This window comes from Streptococcus oralis subsp. dentisani (genome assembly GCF_002096615.1).
GTDB lineage: Bacteria > Bacillota > Bacilli > Lactobacillales > Streptococcaceae > Streptococcus > Streptococcus oralis_U.
Genome location: NZ_NCUX01000025.1, coordinates 1 through 22,600 on the forward strand (window position 1 = coordinate 1; position 22,600 = coordinate 22,600).

General features: G+C 42.3%; 11 protein-coding genes. All 11 read right to left on the minus strand.

Going from position 1 to position 22,600, the window contains the following annotated elements; translation table 11 throughout:
* Positions 1-7,837, minus strand: a 7,837-nt coding sequence (locus B7708_RS09975) for a KxYKxGKxW signal peptide domain-containing protein (protein WP_084972934.1), incomplete at its 3' end; no start/stop codon positions are given.
* 432 nt (positions 7,838-8,269) lie between these two features.
* Entirely contained in the window at positions 8,270-8,446 is a 177-nt protein-coding gene (locus B7708_RS00460; protein WP_084945370.1) for an XRE family transcriptional regulator, read from the minus strand.
* Positions 8,447-8,514: 68 nt separating this feature from the next.
* Complete coding sequence (gtfB, locus tag B7708_RS00465; protein WP_084972936.1) at positions 8,515-9,843, minus strand: accessory Sec system glycosylation chaperone GtfB; 1,329 nt, start codon at positions 9,841-9,843, stop codon at positions 8,515-8,517.
* Between the two features lie 27 nt (positions 9,844-9,870).
* The gene (gene gtfA / locus B7708_RS00470) at positions 9,871-11,400 is read right to left on the minus strand and encodes an accessory Sec system glycosyltransferase GtfA (protein WP_084972937.1); all 1,530 of its coding nucleotides are present in this window, start codon (positions 11,398-11,400) and stop codon (positions 9,871-9,873) included.
* Positions 11,401-11,414: 14 nt separating this feature from the next.
* On the minus strand, positions 11,415-12,101 hold the full coding sequence (locus B7708_RS00475; RefSeq protein WP_038805689.1) for a hypothetical protein: 687 nt from the start codon (positions 12,099-12,101) through the stop codon (positions 11,415-11,417).
* A 255-nt stretch (positions 12,102-12,356) separates the two neighbouring features.
* A complete protein-coding gene (locus B7708_RS00480) occupies positions 12,357-13,532 on the minus strand; it encodes a family 1 glycosylhydrolase (protein ID WP_000620805.1) in 1,176 nt (391 codons plus the stop codon).
* A gap of 51 nt (positions 13,533-13,583) precedes the next feature.
* The gene (locus B7708_RS00485) at positions 13,584-15,953 is read right to left on the minus strand and encodes a hypothetical protein (protein ID WP_084972939.1); all 2,370 of its coding nucleotides are present in this window, start codon (positions 15,951-15,953) and stop codon (positions 13,584-13,586) included.
* 68 nt (positions 15,954-16,021) lie between these two features.
* The gene (gene secA2 / locus B7708_RS00490) at positions 16,022-18,409 is read right to left on the minus strand and encodes an accessory Sec system translocase SecA2 (RefSeq protein WP_084972941.1); all 2,388 of its coding nucleotides are present in this window, start codon (positions 18,407-18,409) and stop codon (positions 16,022-16,024) included.
* Entirely contained in the window at positions 18,399-19,433 is a 1,035-nt protein-coding gene (gene asp3 / locus B7708_RS00495) for an accessory Sec system protein Asp3 (protein WP_084972943.1), read from the minus strand. The genes secA2 and asp3 overlap by 11 nt, the downstream gene beginning before the upstream one ends.
* Complete coding sequence (asp2, locus tag B7708_RS00500) at positions 19,430-21,010, minus strand: accessory Sec system protein Asp2 (protein WP_084972945.1); 1,581 nt, start codon at positions 21,008-21,010, stop codon at positions 19,430-19,432. The genes asp3 and asp2 overlap by 4 nt, the downstream gene beginning before the upstream one ends.
* On the minus strand, positions 20,997-22,595 hold the full coding sequence (gene asp1 / locus B7708_RS00505) for an accessory Sec system protein Asp1 (protein ID WP_084972947.1): 1,599 nt from the start codon (positions 22,593-22,595) through the stop codon (positions 20,997-20,999). The genes asp2 and asp1 overlap by 14 nt, the downstream gene beginning before the upstream one ends.
* Between the last annotated feature and the right edge of the window lie 5 nt (positions 22,596-22,600).

The following is a 22,600-nucleotide window of genomic DNA, read 5'->3' on the forward strand; positions in this document are numbered from 1 at the left end:
CAGATACTGATGCTGAAGTGCTTTGGCTTGCTGATACAGACGCTGAAGCTGATTGACTTGAGCTTACAGACGCTGAAGCTGATTGACTTGCAGATACTGATGCTGAAGTGCTTTGGCTTGCTGATACTGATGCGCTAGCTGATTCACTTGCAGATACTGATGCTGAAGTGCTTTGGCTAGCTGATACAGATGCTGAAGCTGATTGGCTTGCAGATACTGATGCGCTAGCTGATTGGCTTGCAGATACTGATGTTGAAGCTGATTGACTTGCAGATACTGATGCTGAAGTGCTTTGGCTTGCTGATACAGATGCTGAAGTGCTTTGGCTTGCTGATACTGATGCGCTAGCTGATTCACTTGCAGATACTGATGCTGAAGTGCTTTGGCTTGCTGATACAGATGCTGAAGCTGATTGGCTTGCAGATACTGATGCGCTAGCTGATTGGCTTGCAGATACAGATGTTGAAGCTGATTGACTTGCAGATACTGATGCGCTAGTTGATTGGCTAGCTGATACTGATGCTGAAGCTGATTGACTAGCTGATACAGATGCTGAAGCTGATTGACTTGCTGATACTGATGCTGAAGCTGATTGGCTAGCTGATACAGATGCTGAAGTTGATTGGCTTGCTGATACTGATGCTGAAGCTGATTGGCTAGCTGATACTGATGCGCTAGCTGATTGGCTAGCTGATACAGATGCTGAAGTGCTTTGGCTAGCTGATACTGAAGCTGAAGTTGATTGGCTTGCTGATACAGATGCTGAAGTGCTTTGGCTTGCTGATACAGATGCTGAAGCTGATTGGCTTGCAGATACTGATGCTGAAGTGCTTTGGCTTGCTGATACAGACGCTGAAGTTGATTGACTTGAGCTTACAGACGCTGAAGCTGATTGGCTTGAGCTTACTGATGCGCTAGTTGATTGACTAGCTGATACAGATGCTGAAGCTGATTGGCTTGCTGATACAGACGCTGAAGTTGATTGACTTGAGCTTACAGACGCTGAAGCTGATTGGCTTGAGCTTACTGATGCGCTAGTTGATTGACTAGCTGATACAGATGCTGAAGCTGATTGGCTTGCTGATACTGATGCTGAAGCTGATTGGCTAGCTGATACAGATGCTGAAGCTGATTGGCTTGCAGATACTGATGCTGAAGTGCTTTGGCTTGCTGATACAGACGCTGAAGTTGATTGACTTGAGCTTACAGACGCTGAAGCTGATTGGCTTGAGCTTACTGATGCTGAAGTGCTTTGGCTTGCACTTACAGATGCTGAAGCTGATTGACTTGCAGATACTGATGCTGAAGTGCTTTGGCTTGCTGATACTGATGCTGAAGCTGATTCACTTGAGCTTACTGATGCTGAAGCTGATTGACTTGAGCTTACTGATGCGCTAGCTGATTGACTTGCAGATACAGACGCTGAAGCTGATTGACTTGAGCTTACAGACGCTGAAGCTGATTGGCTTGCTGATACTGATGCTGAAGCACTTTGACTTGCAGATACTGACGCTGAGTGGCTCGCGCTTGCTGATACAGACGCTGAAGCTGATTGACTTGCAGATACTGATGCTGAAGTGCTTTGGCTTGCTGATACTGATGCTGAAGCACTTTGACTTGCAGATACTGACGCAGAGTGGCTCGCGCTTGCTGATACAGACGCTGAAGCTGATTCACTTGAGCTTGCTGATACAGACGCTGAAGCTGATTGACTTGCACTTACAGAAGCTGAAGCACTTTGGCTAGCTGATACAGATGCTGAAGCTGATTGACTTGAGCTTACTGATGCTGAAGTTGATTGACTTGCAGATACTGATGCTGAAGCCGATTGACTTGAGCTCACTGAAGCACTTACGCTTGCACTTGCTGAAGTACTTTGACTTGCAGATACAGATGCTGAAGCTGATTCACTTGAGCTTACAGATGCTGAAGTGCTTTGGCTTGCAGATACTGATGCTGAAGCACTTTGGCTAGCTGATACAGATGCTGAAGCTGATTCACTTGAGCTTACAGATGCTGAAGTGCTTTGACTTGCAGATACAGACGCTGAAGCTGATTCACTTGAGCTTACTGATGCTGAAGCGGATTGACTTGCAGATACTGATGCTGAAGCGCTTTGGCTTGCAGATACTGATGCTGAAGCGCTTTGGCTTTCAGATACTGATGCGCTAGTTGATTGGCTTGAGCTTACTGATGCTGAAGCGGATTGGCTAGCTGATACAGATGCTGAAGCTGAAGCTGATTGGCTTGTGCTTACAGAAGCTGAAGCGGATTGACTTGCAGATACTGATGCGCTAGCTGATTGGCTTGCACTTACAGATGCTGAAGTTGATTGACTTGAGCTTACTGATGCTGAAGCGCTTTGGCTTGCACTTACAGATGCTGAAGTTGATTGACTTGAGCTTACTGATGCTGAAGCGCTTTGGCTTGCACTTACAGATGCTGAAGTTGATTGACTTGAGCTTACTGATGCTGAAGTTGATTGGCTAGCTGATACAGATGCTGAAGCGCTTTGGCTTGAGCTTACAGAAGCTGAAGCGGATTCACTTGCTGATACTGACGCGCTAGCTGATTGGCTTGAGCTTACAGAAGCTGAAGCGGATTCACTTGCAGATACTGATGCTGAAGCGCTTTGACTTGAGCTTACTGATGCTGAAGCACTTTGGCTAGCTGATACAGACGCTGAAGCTGATTCACTTGCAGATACTGATGCTGAAGCTGATTGGCTTGCTGATACTGATGCGCTAGCTGATTGACTTGCAGATACTGATGCTGAAGCACTTTGGCTAGCTGATACAGATGCTGAAGCTGAAGCTGATTGGCTTGAGCTTACTGATGCTGAAGCTGATTCACTTGCAGATACTGATGCTGAAGCTGATTCACTTGAGCTTACAGACGCTGAAGCTGATTGACTTGCAGATACTGATGCGCTAGTTGATTGACTTGAGCTTACAGAAGCTGAAGCTGATTCACTAGCTGATACAGATGCTGAAGTTGATTGACTTGCAGATACTGATGCGCTAGTTGATTGACTTGAGCTTACAGAAGCTGAAGCTGATTCACTAGCTGATACAGATGCTGAAGCTGATTGGCTTGAGCTTACAGAAGCTGAAGCTGATTGACTTGCTGATACAGATGCTGAAGCGCTTTGGCTTGAGCTTACTGATGCTGAAGCGCTTTGGCTTGAGCTTACTGATGCTGAAGCGCTTTGGCTTGCAGATACTGATGCTGAAGCGCTTTGGCTTGAGCTTACTGATGCTGAAGCGGATTCACTTGAGCTTACTGATGCGCTTGCTGATTGGCTTACAGATACTGATGCTGAAGCGGATTCACTTGAGCTTACTGATGCGCTAGCTGATTGGCTTGCAGATACTGATGCTGAAGCTGATTGACTAGCTGATACAGATGCTGATTGGCTTGCACTGATGCTTGCACTTACAGATGCTGATGCGCTTTGGCTCGCACTAATTGACGCAGACTGGCTCGCGCTTGCTGAGATAGAAGCTGAGTTCTGGTTGTTAGATGCTGAAGCTGAGGCACTTTGGCTTGCGCTTACTGATGTTGAAGCACTTTGACTTGCACTTACAGATGCTGAAGCTGATTGGCTAGCTGATACAGATGCTGATTGGCTTGCACTGATGCTTGCACTTACAGATGCTGATGCGCTTTGGCTCGCACTAATTGACGCAGACTGGCTCGCGCTTGCTGAGATAGAAGCTGAGTTCTGGTTGTTAGATGCTGAAGCTGAGGCACTTTGGCTTGCGCTTACTGATGTTGAAGCACTTTGACTTGCACTTACAGATGCGCTTGCTGATTGGCTAGCTGATACAGACGCTGAGTCGCTTGCACTTACAGATGCTGAAGCTGATTGGCTAGCTGATACAGATGCTGATTGGCTTGCACTGATGCTTGCACTTACTGATGCTGATGCGCTTTGGCTCGCACTAATTGACGCAGACTGGCTCGCGCTTGCTGAGATAGAAGCTGAGTTCTGGTTGTTAGATGCTGAAGCTGAGGCACTTTGGCTTGCGCTTACTGATGTTGAAGCACTTTGACTTGCACTTACAGATGCTGAAGCTGATTGGCTAGCTGATACAGATGCTGATTGGCTTGCACTGATGCTTGCTGAGATAGAAGCTGAAGCGCTTTGGCTCGCACTAATTGACGCAGAGTGGCTCGCGCTTGCTGAGATAGAAGCTGAGTTCTGGTTGTTAGATGCTGAAGCTGAAGCTGATTGGCTTGCACTTACTGATGTTGAAGCACTTTGACTAGCTGATTCTGATGCACTTGCTGATTGGCTAGCTGATACAGATGCTGAGTGACTTGCACTTACTGATGCTGAAGCACTTTGGCTTGAGCTTACAGAAGCACTTACGCTTGCACTTGCTGAGGCACTTTGGCTCGCACTTGCTGAGCTTGATGCTGATTGGCTTGCACTGATGCTTGCTGAGATAGAAGCTGAAGCTGATTGACTTGCACTTGCTGAGCTTGATGCTGATTGGCTTGAGCTTACAGAAGCACTTACGCTTGCACTTGCTGAGGCACTTTGGCTCGCGCTTACTGATGTTGAAGCTGATTGACTTGCTGATACAGAGGCGCTGGCTGATTGGCTAGCTGATACTGATGCTGAGTGACTTGCACTTACTGATGCTGAAGTTGATTGGCTTGAGCTTACTGATGCGCTAGTTGATTGGCTTGCACTTACTGATGCTGAAGCTGATTGGCTTGCAGATACTGATGCGCTAGTTGATTGGCTAGCTGATTGGCTTGCACTTACAGACGCTGAAGTACTTTGACTTGCAGATACTGAAGCTGAAGCTGATTGACTTGAGCTTACTGATGCGCTAGCTGATTGGCTTGAACTTACAGACGCTGATGCTGAACGACTTGCGCTAAGTGAGGCACTCGCTGAAGCACTGGCTGAACGGCTTGAACTTACGCTCGCTGATGCTGAACGACTTGCACTAAGTGAGGCACTCGCTGAAGCACTGGCCGAACGACTTGAGCTTACAGAAGCTGACGCTGAACGACTTGCGCTAAGTGAGGCACTCGCTGAAGCACTGGCTGAACGGCTTGAACTTACTGAAGCTGAAGCTGAGCGACTTGCACTAAGTGAGGCACTCGCTGAAGCACTGGCCGAACGACTTGAGCTTACAGAAGCTGACGCTGAGCGACTTGCACTAAGTGAGGCACTCGCTGAAGCACTGGCCGAACGACTTGAGCTCACACTTGCTGAAGCTGAGCGACTTGCGCTAAGTGAGGCACTCGCTGAAGCACTGGCTGAACGGCTTGAACTTACTGAAGCTGAAGCTGAGCGACTTGAGCTTACGCTTGCTGATGCTGAACGACTTGCGCTAAGCGATGCGCTGGCTGATGCACTCTGGCTAGCACTCAAGCTTGCTGAGTGAGATTGACCTGCGCTAAGTGAAGCACTCGCTGAGGCACTTTGACTTGAACTTACTGAAGCTGAAGCACTTTGACTCGAGCTTGTAGATGCAGACTGTGATTCTTTATTTGGAACGACCTTAACCTTAAACTGTCCATTAACTGGAGCTCCACCTTTGCTTGCAGACTGACGTGCAGTAGGAGTAGAGTTAACATTCCCAGCTTTATCTGCTGCAACAAGGAAGTTTGTCAATTCTTCCACAGTAGCATCATTTGGTACTGTACCGTACACACGAACGTTAAGTTTATTACCTACTTTTGTCACTTGGTATTGAATCCAAGGTTTTGCAGGATTAGATGTAGTTCCTGTTCCAATAAAGGTCTTAGCAAGATCAAAATCACCAGAATTATCCGTTACTGTAAATGTCTTGTCAAAAGACTTACCTTGTTCTACTTCAAAGTCTTGAGTTTGAGCAACAGGGGGAGTGGTGTCTGGTTTTGGAGCAATGTAAATACCAACTGGGCGATATTGGGCATTCCCTTGACCATCACGGATAGCTACAACAATTTCCTTGTAACCTGCCGCTGAATCATTTGGAGTTCCAACAAAGTTAATTGCACCTACATGCCCTTTGGATTTCGCAGGAATGAACGAGACATCGAAGTTCACACCTGTATTAGCAAGATAACGTTGCCCACCGACAACCTCCAACTGAGGTGCTTTTAACATCCCACTGCCATTACTTGTTACAAAGCCTGTTTCCTTTTTACCGAAAGCTCCATTTGGAAAGTCTCTATTCTCTACATGGGCATAAAGATTCTCATCTCTGATGCTCTTTCCAACTTGTCCATCCTCAAAGTATTTATTACGTGTAGGTACATCGTTGTCTATTGAATGGTTAAAGACCGCATAATTGATCTTATTGGTAACACCTGTTGTTGTCCCTGTACGGTAAGAGTCAAAGAAGAAACGGAAGATAGTGGAGTTCCCATCTGAGTCTGTGGCCTTTATCGCTACACGTCCATAACCTTCTTTGACCGCATGTCCATAGAATCGAACAGAGTTCCCACTAATCTGGGTTTTAATTCCAAGTTGATTCAGTTTGTTACTGTTAGACCACCTATTGGTTCCAGAAATCCCCTCATATCCGACCTCTTCTGAAGCATCTGTGAGCGTCAATGTTTTTCCTGTCGGACTCTTGAAGTAGTAAGTTGTATCGTATTCTTGTTGCTGACGAGAATTTAAGTGAACTTCGTTATAGTCCTTTGGATGCATAGTCGTCGTTGCGTTTTTATTTGTATTGATTGTCGCAACGTTACTATCTGGAACAATAGCAGGGTTAACTTGACTTCTATCATACCCTCTATTTGGAATTACACCGACAGGAGATGAAGGTCGAACACCCTCAGTGGCAACACTATTCCCTGGCGATCTGAACCCTGAGTATCCTGCAGTTCTGATAGCTGATTTATCAGCTTCTTTCGGTGCAGTCGTTACTTGCTTATCTGCTGTTTGGTCTTTCTCAGCTTGCTTGGTTGTATCCTTACCTTGGGCTTGGTTCTTATCCGCTACAACACCAGCTGCGATATTGTTGCTGGTCGTTGCTGCTTGGCTTGTGCTAAGAGCTGCGCTTGCCAAACTTTGGTTAGCACTGCCTGATACAAGACTTGCCGCAGGGTTAACCTTAAGGTTGAGCGATGCAGAAGTTGAGGTAGACACAGAGGCCTGAGCTGATGGTTCGCTAACAACTGATGTACTCTCAACTACAGAGGCAGGTGCTGGAGCGCTTGCTGACTCTGATGGTGTAGAGCTTACTGATGCAGATGCTTTGGCACTTGCTGAAGCTGATACAGGAGCTGAGGTTGATTGACTCGCTGACTCAGATGCTGGAACAGTTGACTGGCTTGCTGATGTTGAAGCACTTGCAGATGCTGACTGACTCGCTGATGTTGAAGCACTTACAGATGCTGACTGACTCGCACTCGCTTGAGCCTCAACAGATTGACTGACTGATACAGAAGCTGTTGCAGATGCTTGTTCTGCTTGAGCTTTCTTTACTTCTGCTTGCGCTTGAGCGATGATTGAGTTGGTACTTGTTTCAGTTGTTTCAGCTGCTTTTGGTTCAGCAGCGATGACTGTTTTATCCTTTTCTGTATAGTCAGACGTTTCATCTGCGTATACAGTTTGCTCTTGAGTCATCACAAATCCTGCAGCTCCCGCGGCCAGGATTCCCCCTATACCCGCTAGCGTGTTAAAACTAAGGTGTGCGTGATCAAGTTCTTCAGTGTCTGACAGGGTACTAGAGACAACTTCGCCCATCCCACCAATACGGAAGAGATCCAATTGAGAGTTCGAGGCTTTTACCCAGTTTTTACCCGACTTGTAAAGCTTATAACGCTTTTTCTCATCTACGATCTCGAAATCTTTGTTAAATTTTTTACTTCGAAACATTTGATTCCTTTCTTTTATCCAATTGCGACCCTTTGTTAACCTCATGATCATTAACAAAGCGTAGTTGCGCTGCCCTCTCAAAACCAAAGCCAATAAAAGCCGCAGTCAGTCTCAGTTTTTATCCCTTTGACTCAGAAAAAGCAGATCCCATCTGGGATATACCAGTTGCTTTTATCTAGTATATACCATTTACCATTTTACCAAAACGGCTCCTCCTTTTCAAACTTTTATACTCAAAATGACCAATGAAAACGCCTAATTTTTACCTAAAATTCGCTTTTAAGTTTCAAATTGTTGGAAGCGTTTTATCATCTTTCGAAATCCCTACTCCCCCCTTTCACCCTAGTTCAGTTAGACAGGAACAAAAAAACCTTGACGAGCAAATCGTCAAGGTTCATCTTTTCTGGAGACCACCTCCATCCAGAAAAGATCCTAAAAAAAGCGTCCCAACTGCATGAGTAGCGTGACCAAAAGAGTTACGAGAAAGAGAACTCCGCCCAGCACGGCAATCATGCTAAAATCTTGCTTCTCCCTTTTTAGGGGTTTCTTTCGATTATCTAGCTGCTCTCGTATATGTTCTTGTAAAATGCCATTGTCCTTGTTAGACATGTGCTCCTCCTTTTCTGTTGATAGAAAGGAACTTGCTTTCATCGAAAGCAAGCCCTTGTCTTATTAGCTTATAAAATTGCCTTGTAGGATTCCAGATCAGCCTGATTCGCCGCCTGTTTTTGCTTAGCAAGAGCAGCCTCCATTTCAGACGGAAGAGAGAGAACTCCCTGAATCTTGCCTACCATGGCTGATACATTTTCCACCGGATAAATATGACTTTCTGCAACGAAACGACGATTGTGACAAGTCGTCTCAAAACTGAGAATCAGCATATTATTCTCAAAAGCTGTTCGACTACCATTGAGAATTTCATCACTGATATTGATATCCAGATACAAGTCGCAGCGAGCAAAGAGCTCATTCACCTTAGCTGGACGAATATTAGGGTAGAGGGAAATATTCGGATAGCGATTTAATTCCATCAAATGACTTGACATCTCAGTGATCGCTCCAATATGGAAATGAACATTTGGTAATTGAGTCAAAAGTGACTCAATTTGCTCGATTTGGTCACTATTCGTCAGAATCAAAGCTTCTGGATTCATATTATTGAGGCGATGGTATTGATAAAGATAACCAACATTGCGGAAGTAACTCTTCTCTTTTGGTGTCGCAAGTTTGAGGATTTTATCATAAACTTGCTTATCCTGTACTGCGATACGGATGTTGCGATGAGGCAACTGCATCGCTGCTTTCATGTTACCCGGCAACTCCTCTCCAATCGGCTCCTGCCAGAAGAGAATATCCTCTGCTCGTCCTTCTTTCGGAGTCAGACCAACGGCTACTAAAAATGGTGTCGCTAGAGAATTGTAGATAATGCGATCTGTATCATACCCACGATATCGCAAGTAAAAGATTACAAACTCTTGCTTAGAATTAAAAATATGGCGTTTTCCATCAAGAGTTAAGACAATATCCTCTGTTAGATGATTTTCCATAATCACCGTTACGTTATCTTGATTAAAGTAGTGTGTATGAGTTGGACGTTGGGCATCATCATAGGTAATCTGTGCAAAGAGACGTCCCTTGCGATTGTAAATGTCTGCAGCGCGTACACGGCCTTGATCATCCAACCACTCGACTGCACGCACGCGACGTTCGTGTGTCGGTTGACGGTAAAAGATATTGGCACGTTTCTTACCCATATCCAAGATTTCACCATTAACATTGCTCGAGCGGATTTCCCACAAATGAGGCTTTGGAACAAGGTTAAAATAAAGAGGTAGATCGTCCTCTGAAGCTACATCTCCAGTAAAGTAACTGTAAGGCGACTCGACATCAGGTGCGAGGTAGCCATCGTCTCGGATCACGACAACAGGGCAGTCTAGCCCAGCTGCCTTAAGTGAACGTAGTAAATCAAAACTCGCTTGATCATAGCGTTCAAATAAACAAATCATAGTGTTTATGCCTTTCTTTTCGAATCCCTACTGATGCTGTGCAGATTGAACAAGATCATACCAACGCTGGGCAATATGTTCATCAAGATATGGTTCTGCCACCTCGTAGGATACACGGGATAGATCTTCTTGGGAATGTTGAGTAAATAGCTGGACAATCTTTTCTGCGTATTCCGTTGTCATTGCATCCAGATCATCTGGACGCGCCTCAGGAATCAAGTAGCCATTTTCTCCATCACGGATAAAGGTTGGATTTCCATAACGTACATCAAAACCAATAATTGGCAGACCAGAACCAACCGCCTCTAACAAGGTTAAACCAAATCCTTCACTTGTGGAGGCAGAGAGGTAAGCAGAGTAATTTCGATACACATCTGCCATGTGGTGATGCCCCATCAGACGAATATAGTCTTCTGCATTTAACTCATGAATCAACTGCTCCAACATGGCTTTTTCGCCACCCGTACCATAGATATCAAAAGTGATTTCAGGCAATTGCTCATGTGCCTTCACTACAGAGTGAATCAACCAATCGATATGCTTTTCACTGGCCAAACGCGAAGCTGTAATCAATCCAAACGGCTTGCGCTCTCCTTCTGGATGACGCAATTGATCCAAACTTCCCACCGGAATAGTCAAGATTTCCTTTGGTTTGATGGTTGTATATTGGGCGAATTGTTCTTTGAGTAGGTTCGTTTGCGCATCGGTCGAGTTAATGATATAGTCCACTTCGTCAGCATATTCGAACTGATACTCATAATAGTTATTCCATAAAATATAGTCTTTCTCAGCAGGATTTTCACTAAAGTGGTCTGCATGAACGATTACGACTAGCTTTGCAGCGCCCTTATTAGCAAAGATAGCTTGACCAATATCTGTCTCTCGGTCTAAGATCAACAAATCTTTGTCCGTCAGAGACAGACTTCTCATAAAATGCGCGACAAACTCTTGCTTAGAATAGAAAACATGATTTGGGAAACGATAGACTTGCGTCTCCTGTCTACCATCGACTTCATTGATGATTTCTTCATAGGCCACACTACCATCTTCATTAAGCCAGGTACGTTGATATAATTGCGCATGACCATTCATCGGACTAAAATACTCGACAAAATTCTTCGTATAAGTGTAGTACTCTTTTTGAATCAGGCAACCACGCGAAACAATTTCGGCGCGTTCAATCAACTCTTTATCCATATCACAGGCATAACAAGTTACAAAATCACCATCACCAAATACTAGTCGAATCGTCTTCATATCGGTGTCGCGGATAATTTCGAGGGGCTCTTTATCGAAACTCGCTAAGACCTGCGCTAACGTATAGGTCGTCGGTGCAATTTTGACATCTGTAAAATGCTGATAAAGCCAGATAACCTCAGAATCTTCAAAGCCGATATTCTTTGTCAAATGTTCAATGTTATCAGCAGATATAAAATCCATAAAGATGAACTTCGCTTCTAAGCCAACACTACGAAGCAATTTTGCACGGTAGATCTGCGCATATTCTACACCGCTACTCGCCCAGCCAATCCCCAAATTGATGTTATAAATTGTCATATTTGATTATCCTCTTACAAAAAGTTATCTCGTTTAATTCTTGAAAGACGTTTGATTCTCTTACCCTTATCATCATCTAGCTTATCTTCGTCTTTCTTTTTAGGTTTTGCGCGACGTGAAGTGATGTAGCTGACAGAGATGGTACTATCTGTTCCTGTTTTTGCAAGGGGTTGTTCGAGATGGACTTTCTCTCTCTCAGGCACCTCCTCTTCTTTCTCCTTAGCAACTTCTTCTGGTCTATCAAGTTCTTTACGCAATTCTTGAATTTTTTTGATATCTTTTGGTTTACCATCGATATCGTCCAGTTCTAGAAAATCATCAATTCGACTGATAATATTTTTAATTTTTTCTTTTTGTAAATTATACAATCTCTCAGCCTCTGCCCGTTTTTTGGTCAGAGTATCGATTTCTTCGAGAATAGATTCTCTCGTATCCAAGTAGTCTTTTTGTGCCTTTTCTAAAACTTCTTTAGCTTCTTTTTCGGCCCTATCATGAGCTTCAATGACAAGAGATTTGGCATAAATGACTGCTTCACCGATCTCTTTTTCTTGATTCTTCATAGAGTCGATTTTTTTACGTAGAGATTCGATTTTCTCATTCTTCTTTTGAATTTCACGATCGAATCCTTCCTCTAATGCTTCGATACAATCTTCGACTTCCTTAGCACGGTAGTTACCGAACAATGTTTTCTTCAGTCTCATTTTGCTCCCTCTATTCCTTACTTATTCTGATTTACACCACTACTCCCCATTGTAGCATAAAATAGCGCAAATTGCTATTCTTTTCTAAGCTCCAAACAAGGAAAATATCCTGAGCTGCTATCAAGCAAAACCCGAACTTAGCTTAAAGTCCATCTATTTCTAAAAAAATGTCTGATTGATAGATCAGACATTTTCAAAAGTAAAAATACGAACACTACTTCTAGGGTAGAAGAAATTCAGTTATTACTTCCTATTTTAAAAATTTAGTTCCGTCCAAGTAAGTGGTGTATAGCCAAGCAATTCCACACCATCATACTCGACTGTTTTCACGATCTCTTGGATGTTCGTTTTTAGCTCTTCAGTTGCTACGCTATTTGAATCATCCAAGACCACATCATCTTCCACGACGAAGAGTGGTTTTTGGTAACGATCGTAAAGATTGTTCATCACGAGACGAAGTCCCACAGAATCTATGCGATTTTGATTTTGGCCATTACTTGCATATTTGTTGATAAAAACTTCTTGGGAATTGCTTGATGCATAATAACTGAAGCTGACAAAGTCAATTTTCCCATCTCTTAGGACAAAGAGGTCGTCATTTTCAATATCCAAGGCGATTTGATCACGTTCCAAACGACGCAAAAAGTGATTTGGGTAGTATCCACGAACTTGCACGTCTGTAAACAAATAATTTTCCCTATCTTTGACTTCTGCTTCCATTACATCAATAGCATTTTCAGTTTGCTGACTGTAGTTTTTACTAACAACCATCATCCCACCAAACTGAAACTCTGGGTTGATTGTTTTTCCGAGCTTGATTGCACGTGCAGAAGCAACTAATTGATAATGAGCTGCTTGCCAAATCACCTGTTCTTGATTGTCATCTGCTCCAAAAGACAATCCTCCACCAAGAAACGGCAAATGGTGCAAAACGTTGAACTCATTGAAGGTAATCCAATACTTCACTTTGTCCTTAAAGTACTGAAAGACAGCTTCTGCGTAACGCTCAAAGAGTTCGATCATCTTGCGGCTTTTCCAAGCTCCATATTTTTCGTATAGATTCAGCGGAAGGTCAAAGTGACTCAAGGTCACAATCGGTTCGATATCTTTTTCTAATACGTCATCGATGATTGCTTCATAATATTTCAACCCCTCTTCACTCGGCTGCAGCTCTTCACCATTTGGAAAGATGCGTGCCCAAGAAATCGAGATTCTATAGGCATTAAAACCCATTGATTGAATTAAATTCAGCTCTTCCGTATAATCTCTCTGACCTACTGAAGCAAATCTCCCTAGGATATCATAAGATCCTAAAGGTACATTTTTGTAGTCAACTGTTCCATTCAGAACTTCTATCCGAGATTGGTCAACTGGTAATACATCTGTAGTACCCAAACCTTTGTTACTATTTGACATCATATTTCTAATCATAGTGGCTCCTTTTGATTTTTATTATTTCTATTTAATGATTGCAAGTTCTGTTTAGAAGGATTTCTCATCTTCCCTTTTTTGAGTAATAGCAGCCAAACCAGACAATTCACTTGCAACATTTCTTAAGTCACGTGCTAGGGGCTGCGAACCTGGTCTGAGTAGGTGATAGAGTTGGCGTTCCGTCATCCTTAAATTTGTTCCATTTGATTCTGAATAGTGAGACAGATGTTTCAGAGAGTCTTGCAAATCTACATTCTTTATTGATTCTTCTCTGTTTTCAAGCTCCTGTTGCTCCTCAGCAATATGTGCTTGAGATGATTCTTCTTCAAAAATTTCAGGCGTCATCACTTTTTGCACTTTTTGCTGGTGAGTTAGAGGGCTCATATCCAGTTCAGAGAGGCTCTTATACAGACGTTCCGAAGCATGCAAGTCATGCGCGAATACTTCTGTCTCCGCTACACTCTGTCTGTAGGAACCAAATTCTGATTCTAACATACTATAGGATTGAGATAGGGATGCTTTCCTAAAACTCACCGAATCAGCTACACTCTGACTTTGACTTAAAGATTCAGATATTTGTTGACTTTGACTTAAGGATTCGGACTCACTGAGATAGAGGATTTCGCTCAAACTTAACGACTCGGACTCAGAAAGTAGATGAGAAATCATCTCACTCAAGGAATGAGATTCGGAAATCGATTCCCACTCACTCTGGCTCAGGCTATAGAACTCGGACTCGGAGATACTCTGACTCGCTTGTTCTGATTCGGAAAAACTCCACCACTCTGATTCTGAGTAACTTTGAGATTCTGAAACGGATTCCAACTCACTCTGGCTTAGGCTATAGAACTCGGACTCAGAAATACTCTGACTCGCTTGTTCTGATTCGGAAAAACTCCACCACTCTGATTCTGAGTGACTTTGAGATTCGGAAATCGATTCCCATTCACTCTGACTCAGGCTATAGAACTCGGACTCGGAAACACTCTGACTGGCTTGCTCCGATTCGGAATAGCTCCACCACTCTGATTCTGAAGAGCTTTGGGATTCGGATATGGATTCCCATTCACTCTGACTCAAGCTATAAAACTCAGACTCGGAGACACTCTGACTTGCTCGCTCCGATTCGGAGTAACTCCACCACTCTGATTCTGAAGAGCTTTGGGATTCGGATATGGATTCCCATTCACTCTGACTCAAGCTATAGAACTCGGACTCAGAGATACTCTGACTCGCTTGTTCCGATTCGGAAGAACTCCACCACTCTGATTCTGAAGAGCTTTGGGATTCGGATATGGATTCCCACTCGCTCTGGCTCAGGCTATAGAACTCGGACTCGGAGACACTCTGACTCGCTTGTTCTGATTCGGAAGAACTCCACCACTCTGATTCTGAAGAGCTTTGGGATTCGGATATGGATTCCCACTCACTCTGACTCAGGCTATAGAACTCGGACTCGGAGATACTCTGACTGGCTTGCTCCGATTCGGAGTAGCTCCACCACTCTGATTCTGAGTAACTTTGAGATTCTGAAACGGATTCCAACTCACTCTGACTCTGGCTCAGGCTATAGAACTCGGACTCGGAAACACTCTGACTGGCTTGTTCTGATTCGGAAGAGATTTGGGATTCGGATATGGATTCCCATTCACTCTGGCTCAGGCTATAGAACTCGGACTCAGAAATACTCTGACTTGCTTGTTCTGATTCGGAGTAGCTCCACCACTCTTCTTCTGAGTGACTTTGGGATTCGGATATGGATTCCCACTCACTCTGACTCAGGCTATAGAACTCAGACTCGGAGACACTCTGACTCGCTTGTTCCGATTCACTCAAGGAAAGGGACTCGGAGACACTAGGATTTTGATCATAAGAAAGGGACTCGGAGTATGCAATACTTTCACTCAAAGAGAATGCATCCGTATCCTGACAAAGGGACTCCCCTGTCAAATGCTCAGAAACAGAGAGGCTATCAACCAAGGAAAGGGACTCAAATTCAGATTCTGAAGAAGAGACCACTAATGAGTAGTTCTCAGACATGGACTCTCGAAGCGAGAATCCTTTTGCTGATATACTCTGGCTAAACGACTCACTGTACGAATCTGCGACAGAAAGGCTAAGGGAAGCTAAAGCGCTAGTTGACAAGCTCTGACTAACATTCCTTATCAAGTCAGCTACACCCAGACTGTTCCTTTCCTGAAAGTCTTCTAAGGCTTCCATGACAGAAACTGATTCTGTTGGTAACTCAAGATCTTCACTAGCACTCAGAATAATTTCCTTTTGCTCTTTGAGTTTTCGACTAACGGGCTTTGATTTAGTTGCATCCAGGCTACGGTAATCACTATCTTCCCTACCCTTTTGCTTAAACTTTGATATCAAACGTTTAAATCCCTTTAGCTCTTCGTTATTATTTTTGCTCATAATATGATTTTCTCCAAAAATACAGTTATATCATCATTATAAAGTCTACAACAGAATCTGTCAAAGTATTAGCCAAAGAAAACTTCTAACTTCCCAGAAGGCTTAATATTAATGTAACTCAATGCCATATTTTTTATAATGTTTAGATTTATATCTGCATTCATTCTTTTGTATGATTTAAAAGCTTCTTTATGAAACTCAAAGACAGGATTTTTTTGGGCATACCCTTGACTAGACACCAAACCTTGAAATTGCTGTAAATAGTCAACTTGCTCAACCCAACAGTCATCTATCGCTCTCAAAACGACAGTTCGTTGAAATTGATTGAACAACTCTGAATCCTTGATTTTATCTTTTTTCTGCTGGTACTCTGAAACAAGGAGGTCAGATAAAAACTTTTTAACTTGCCGTAAATCCGTAACATCTAGATCATCTGGAATATCCTCGCAGTAATAACTAATGTTATCCAAAACAAAGCGAAATAAATCCGCCCGCTCTTTAAACGGTGTTTTACTTGTATAAATGTCCACTGCATCCGATAGGATAGACAAGAAATAAGTCAAATCAAAATCTGGATGGGAGATGAGTTTATTACGCTTATTGTAGATAATCTGCCGCTGAATACGGATACTTTCATCATATCGTTCCGTTGAACGTCTGGAAGCCGCTGACGCGTTATCACTATTCTTCTGAGCCTCTTCAACCGCATTTCTAATACGACGAGAGGTCAAATGAATCTTTTGTTTTTCCTCTGGTTTTGCAATTTCTTTGTGATAGTACTCACTAATCCATTTGCTACCAGACTTGGAAATAAGATCATCCTCAAGAGAAATAAAGAATTTGCTCAACCCTGGAGCGCCTTGTCGTCCGGCACGACCGCGAAGCTGCAAATCCACTCGCTCACTGGACATTCTCTCTGTTCCAACAACAGCAAGTCCACCCAACTCAGCAACCCCTTCTTCCAAGATAATATCTGTTCCACGACCTGCCATTGATGTTGCTACCGTCACTGCAGAACGTCTACCAGCCAGGGCGATCATCTCAGCCTCTTTCGCTGCATTATGGGCGTTCAACACATTATGGGCGATTCCCTCTTGGAGTAAGAGCATAGAATAAATCTCAGACATTCCAACTGATCCTGTCGCAATTAAAACTGGCTGACCTTTTTTATGTAATTTTTTGATATACTCCAATGAAGCATATAATTTTTGAGGAATCGTGAGATAGATTTCATCTGGATAATCAATTCGTAAATTGGGTTTTCGTGTAGGAACAACTACGACTCCCAAGTCGTAAACGTCTCTGAACTCATCCTCACAAACTTTACCAGTACCCGTCATTCCTGCTAATTTGGGAAACATTCTAAATAAATTTTGATAGGTAATAGAGGCCATCGAACGCGTTTCCAATGTGATTTTCACACGTTCTCTGGCTTCTAGTGCTTGGTGCAGTCCTGATTGGAGTTTGTTCCCTTCCAAGAGACGTCCTGTCGCCTCATCCATCAGTTTAACTTCGCCATTATCCACCGTATACTGACGATCTTTTTCAAATAAGTGGTTAGCTCTCAAAGCTAGGTTAATTTGGCGAATGAGCTGGTAATTATCTGGATCATAGGCATTCTGAACGCGGAAATAAACCTCTGCTTCCTTTACTCCTTTTCTCGTCAACCATACAGACGTCCGAGTGGAGTCTAAATTAAAATCTTCCCCTTCTTTTAGAGTTTTTACAAACTCATCACACGAGAGAAAGAGGTTGGATTGAACCCGAGGAGAACCTGAAATGATTAGGGGCATCTGCGCACTATCTAGCAAGGCTGCATCTACTTCATCGACCAAACAAAAATAAAATTTTGGCAAAAACTTCTTTGATTGAGATGTCGCCAAGTTTTCTTCTAGGTAATCAAACCCTAACGCACTATGTGTTGTATAGACAATATCATTCTTATAGATTTGTTGTTTTTGAGGAATTTTAAGTTTTTTTGTCGGATCGTCCGAGACACCAACCCCAACTGTCATTCCTAAAAATCGAAAAACGGGTGCCATTTGTTTAGCATCACGCGCTGCCAAATATTCATTGGCCGTGACTAGGATTGTACTTTTTTCCGTCAAAGCATTTAGGTATAAAGGAAGGATAGCTGTCAAGGTTTTTCCTTCCCCTGTTCTCATTTCTGCAATCTGATTGTCTTGCATAACCAAGGCCCCTAAAACCTGAACGTCATAAGGATATAATCCTAATACACGCTTGGCTGCCTCACGAATGGTTGCATACGCTTCTGGCAAAATGGACTGCAAACTTTCTCCTCCAGAAAGGCGTTCTTTAAACCATTTTGTCTGAGCTTGCAGTTTCTCATTTGACATAGCTGCATAACTATCAGATAGTTTATTAACCTTCTCCAAAATCTTTTTGTAACGCATCAGTTTATAGGAGTTGGTCAAATTGAATCGTTTAGTTTTCATTCTCTCTCATCCACTCTTCAATCTTTTCCAAGTCAATCGCTTGAAGTAAAAATGACTTATCTAATAAATATTCAATGTTTGCTAGTTCACGTGGTCTAGTCTTCAAGTCCGCATATTCCTTAACTTTTGTCGGATTAAATTGCTGTAGCAATAATTCTTTAAAAATAGGCGGATTTACTCGAGCACGGTAACGTTCCAGCAAGCGTTGATAGTCTAGTTCGCTTAAAAACTCATCCGTCACAAGAGCGTATGAATTTCCAAATTGTTTGGAGTAATGCAAGGCCGCAATATTAGAAATTGCTCCATAACCAACAAAAGTCACTTTTTCAAAAAGATGCTCTTGCGCTAATTCTTCAATCGTTTCAAGCAAGGTTTCGTAAAAACGTTCCTCCATGTATAAGAGCGCTTCTCTATAAGACGAATTAACAATCAATACATTTGAGAAATGTTCACGAACACGTTCTGGAATAAAGCCTGTTCGATTGAGTTCGGGTTCAGTAAAGCAAACATACATCGTTTCTTTCTCGGAATCCTGATGAAGCAAATCAGATATCCAGTAGCGATCCACTGTATAATCCGCCAACTGCTCCTCAGCAACATAAATCCCTTCAAAAAGGAAGCGATGACAACCCGAGCTGACTAACTGCACCTTATAATATTGTGTATTATCTGGAACGCATACGCTGACTCTCTCTCCCTGTTTAATGATTTGATTCGAAATTTCTTCATCTCGAGCATCCATAAATTCAACTTTTAAGTATGTTGAATTTTCTGGGATGGTTTCTATATGACTGCCAAAAATATAGTTTTGCCCACGTTTCAATTCAGGAAGCTGACTCGTATTGCGTAAGGCCTGATAGTTTGCCCGTGAATGCCATTCATGAATAACTGTCCCCGAGGGCATGAACTGGTTTTCATACAAAACATGACCACCATCTAACAGTTTGACAGATGAACCGTATAGATACTGAGATATGCTTTGGATATCCCAATAAGCAAAATAGACTTCTTCCTTGTATCTCACGATTTAAACTCCCTTTCAAAACTATTCATTAATAGCGTTTTATATTGATTAAAGAACCATTCGACAATACCTTGTGTATCGTCGTTGTGTCGTCCAGTCAATCCCTTACTGATAACGCTGACGCGGTAATCTCGCTGTCCTAATTCATCCAGCATATCGGGATAGGCAGACATATCATAGTCATCTTGATACATAAAGGAGATAATGAATTTTGTTCTTGAGAAATCAGCTGACTCAAAAGCCGTCCAGAAACGTTCGTTAAGCTGAGCTGTAGCTTCACTTGATAACTCCCCTATTGTACGATACACTAAATCCAGTGACGTTGGAAATCCTCCCGGACGAATAGTTGACTCATTTTCTGCCATATCTCCTAAGTTGACAAGAGGTTTTCCGACAATGACGGCGTGAGGCTCCAACTTAGAACTATAGTAAAGAGCACCAAAAGTCCCCATTGACAAACCTGACAAGGTCAGTTGTTCCTTCGTAAAACCAAGTTCATCTAAGCAGTTATGAACCACTTGGAGAAGTTTTTGTTCCAGCTCCTCCGATCCAAGATAGAATGCGCCCCCTTCTGAACGCGGATCCCCTACTAGTAAGAATGGCGATCCCAGATTATTCATCATCCAGTATCCCTCGAATCCCTCTGCAGGACGGTACCCTGAAAAATAGATGTTCAACGGTGGTTTCAAATCTCCTGGATGGAAGAAATAAATCAGTTCTTCTCTATTCTTATCGCTAATTCGTTTTCCTCCGACTAACAAGTCTCCATAGCCTAGATGGGAGTCTCGATAGTGGCAGGGACCAAGTTTTACAATTCCTTGTCCTTTTGCTTGAATACTGATACTCAAATAATACGAATCATTTACATCTAACGTCAGAGACCGATCAAAGCTCGTTTCATCATAAATCCATTCTTGCATGGGAGAATTTCCAGCTGGAAAACCTTTAACAACGTAGCGGATTGAACAACCTTCTGAAACCCTGAACTCAGGCCACAGATCTAAAGGCATCTCCCCGCTCAGAAAAACATTATGTTGATAGGTCGCAATAGTCTGATAATCCTCGCCGTATCGGCCACACAAACGAAGGTAATTTGTCCCTTCATAACTGACTTGCCCCTCAAAAGATGGTGCAGCGACTAGATGATTAACACTTAGTTTCGTTCCATTTTGCTTAGAGAAAAAACCACGTGAAAATATATGTAGCATCTGCTCTGGATTTTCAAAATTTGTTTTCACAGCTTTTTTGCGCAAAAGAAATCGTTCCAGCGTTTTTGTAGTGATTTGACAACGCTCATGATAGAACATACGGTAAACCTGAATTTTCTGATCCAAGATAGTGACATACTCTAAATATTCAGCAGTATCTACCAACACGACATCAAACGGTTTGTCTACTTTTTTCTTCTTTTTTTTCCCGTTTTCCGCCTCAACTTCTCTATTTAAGATCCCGATGTCTTCTGGCAATAAAGAGACGATGTCTTCTGGTTTGACAAATGTCCATTTTATATTACTAGGAATTTCATATTGCTCCTGCCAATTTTCATCAGCAATTTGCAAAACACTAATTTTTTTCATTTCCTTTTAATTCCTTTATGGTATTTTTCCACATATCGACAATCTCACCCCTTGTATACTGTTCAATCTTCTTGACTGAGTGAACTAGAGATTGATTCCAATGTTCTAAGTTTGTGAGGTAGTATAAGAGTGCCTCTTCAAAATCTGAAATATCATCTAGAATCCAACCATTTTCTCCATGCTTCACATAAGAAGAACTATACAAGTTAACCTGAGGGATCCCTCCACTAATGCCAGCGATTTGAGTCAACACATCAGCTGGAGTTCCCAAATCTAGTATAATACGAACGTACTTCAGAACTTTAATCAAATCGCTGTCGCTATGAATGGTTTCAATATCAATCCGTTCGCGAACAATCTCCTCTTCATCATCAAGAACTCGGTTTTCACCTCTTGCTCTTTTCTCTTTATCAACAAAAATCAATTCTTGTTCATATTCTGGCTTAAGTGATCGATAGCTTTCTAGTACCTGTTTTATATAGGCCTCTCGACCAAAATCCTGACTTTGTGTTCCAACCAGCAAGTCAATCCATTCATTTTTCAACATCATTTCAAACAAAGTCGTAAACACATATTGAATTTGATCTGCTGGTAGATTGTCGTAATTGACGTAAACAATTAACTCTTTTTTTCTTTGACTATGTCCTAGGTTTAGATGAGTATCATAAGGCGGAATCTCATAAAATCCCGGCAACTGTTCTAGATCCACATTAGCTGCTATCGTTTCAATTTTATTTAAACTATCAACAACGAAGAACGGCGTGTCTGTCAAATCCGTTAGCAGCTGCTTCTGGTTTGTAATTGGATAGCGATCTCCAAAAAAAGACAAGATAACATGATGGTTTTCCTTAATCTTTTGGAAAAAGTGATTGTGCTGCACATCTGACGAAATCACAATCGTATCATCCTTGGTTAGCGCAGAAGTTAGATACTGATCTAGTTTTTCATTGATCAATTCTTCGATATCTCGGTAAACTTCTTTTGCAAATGTAGCCTGCGCTTCAGGGTTGATAAGCACTTGATGATTTTCTGTGCCCAAAAATTCCCTAAACTGCCATGTGCCTTGTAAATTTAAATAATCTTGGTAGTAAGGTTGATCATTTTCAAAATAGATGATACTTGAAACAAATCCACGATCATCAAAAATTAGCTGATGATTTGTCTGCCCACCCTCAAAATAAGTAATATCAAAGAAATTACCTGTTTGTGAAAAGTTAATTTTAGCATAGTGTTCTTGATTTAAATATACCTCAATCATAAAAGGAGTATAGAAGAATTCTACTCCTTGAGGCCATTTAATATCTTCCAGACGAATTTTACGTACAGATACATCCGTCAGACCTTGTATGGTATCAAATAGATTCCATACAGTTTCTGGCAATATTCTTTGCTGATAAAGAAAGGTTCGAATATGTGGTGAATAGTTCAAAATCAGAGTGGTATTTGCCTCTCCTGATTGCTGAAACATTCGCAGCAAATTCACCGCATCATCAAACATCATATTTTTAGACACGTAATAGAAAGGCAGGGTGGTAGAATACCATTTCCGATCTTGTCTATACCAAGATGGTACAAAGTAAAACATATCCC

Excerpts from the sequence above, each read along its gene's own strand:
- gtfB (WP_084972936.1), bottom strand. The coding sequence starts at position 9,843 with ATGATTTGTTTATTTGAACGCTATGATCAAGCGAGTTTTGATTTACTA.
- B7708_RS00485 (WP_084972939.1), bottom strand. The coding sequence starts at position 15,953 with ATGAGCAAAAATAATAACGAAGAGCTAAAGGGATTTAAACGTTTGATA.
- asp1 (WP_084972947.1), bottom strand. The coding sequence starts at position 22,595 with ATGTTTTACTTTGTACCATCTTGGTATAGACAAGATCGGAAATGGTAT.
- secA2 (WP_084972941.1), bottom strand. The coding sequence starts at position 18,409 with ATGAAAACTAAACGATTCAATTTGACCAACTCCTATAAACTGATGCGT.
- gtfA (WP_084972937.1), bottom strand. The coding sequence starts at position 11,400 with ATGACAATTTATAACATCAATTTGGGGATTGGCTGGGCGAGTAGCGGT.
- B7708_RS00480 (WP_000620805.1), bottom strand. The coding sequence starts at position 13,532 with ATGATTAGAAATATGATGTCAAATAGTAACAAAGGTTTGGGTACTACA.
- asp2 (WP_084972945.1), bottom strand. The coding sequence starts at position 21,010 with ATGAAAAAAATTAGTGTTTTGCAAATTGCTGATGAAAATTGGCAGGAG.
- B7708_RS00475 (WP_038805689.1), bottom strand. The coding sequence starts at position 12,101 with ATGAGACTGAAGAAAACATTGTTCGGTAACTACCGTGCTAAGGAAGTC.
- B7708_RS00460 (WP_084945370.1), bottom strand. The coding sequence starts at position 8,446 with ATGTCTAACAAGGACAATGGCATTTTACAAGAACATATACGAGAGCAG.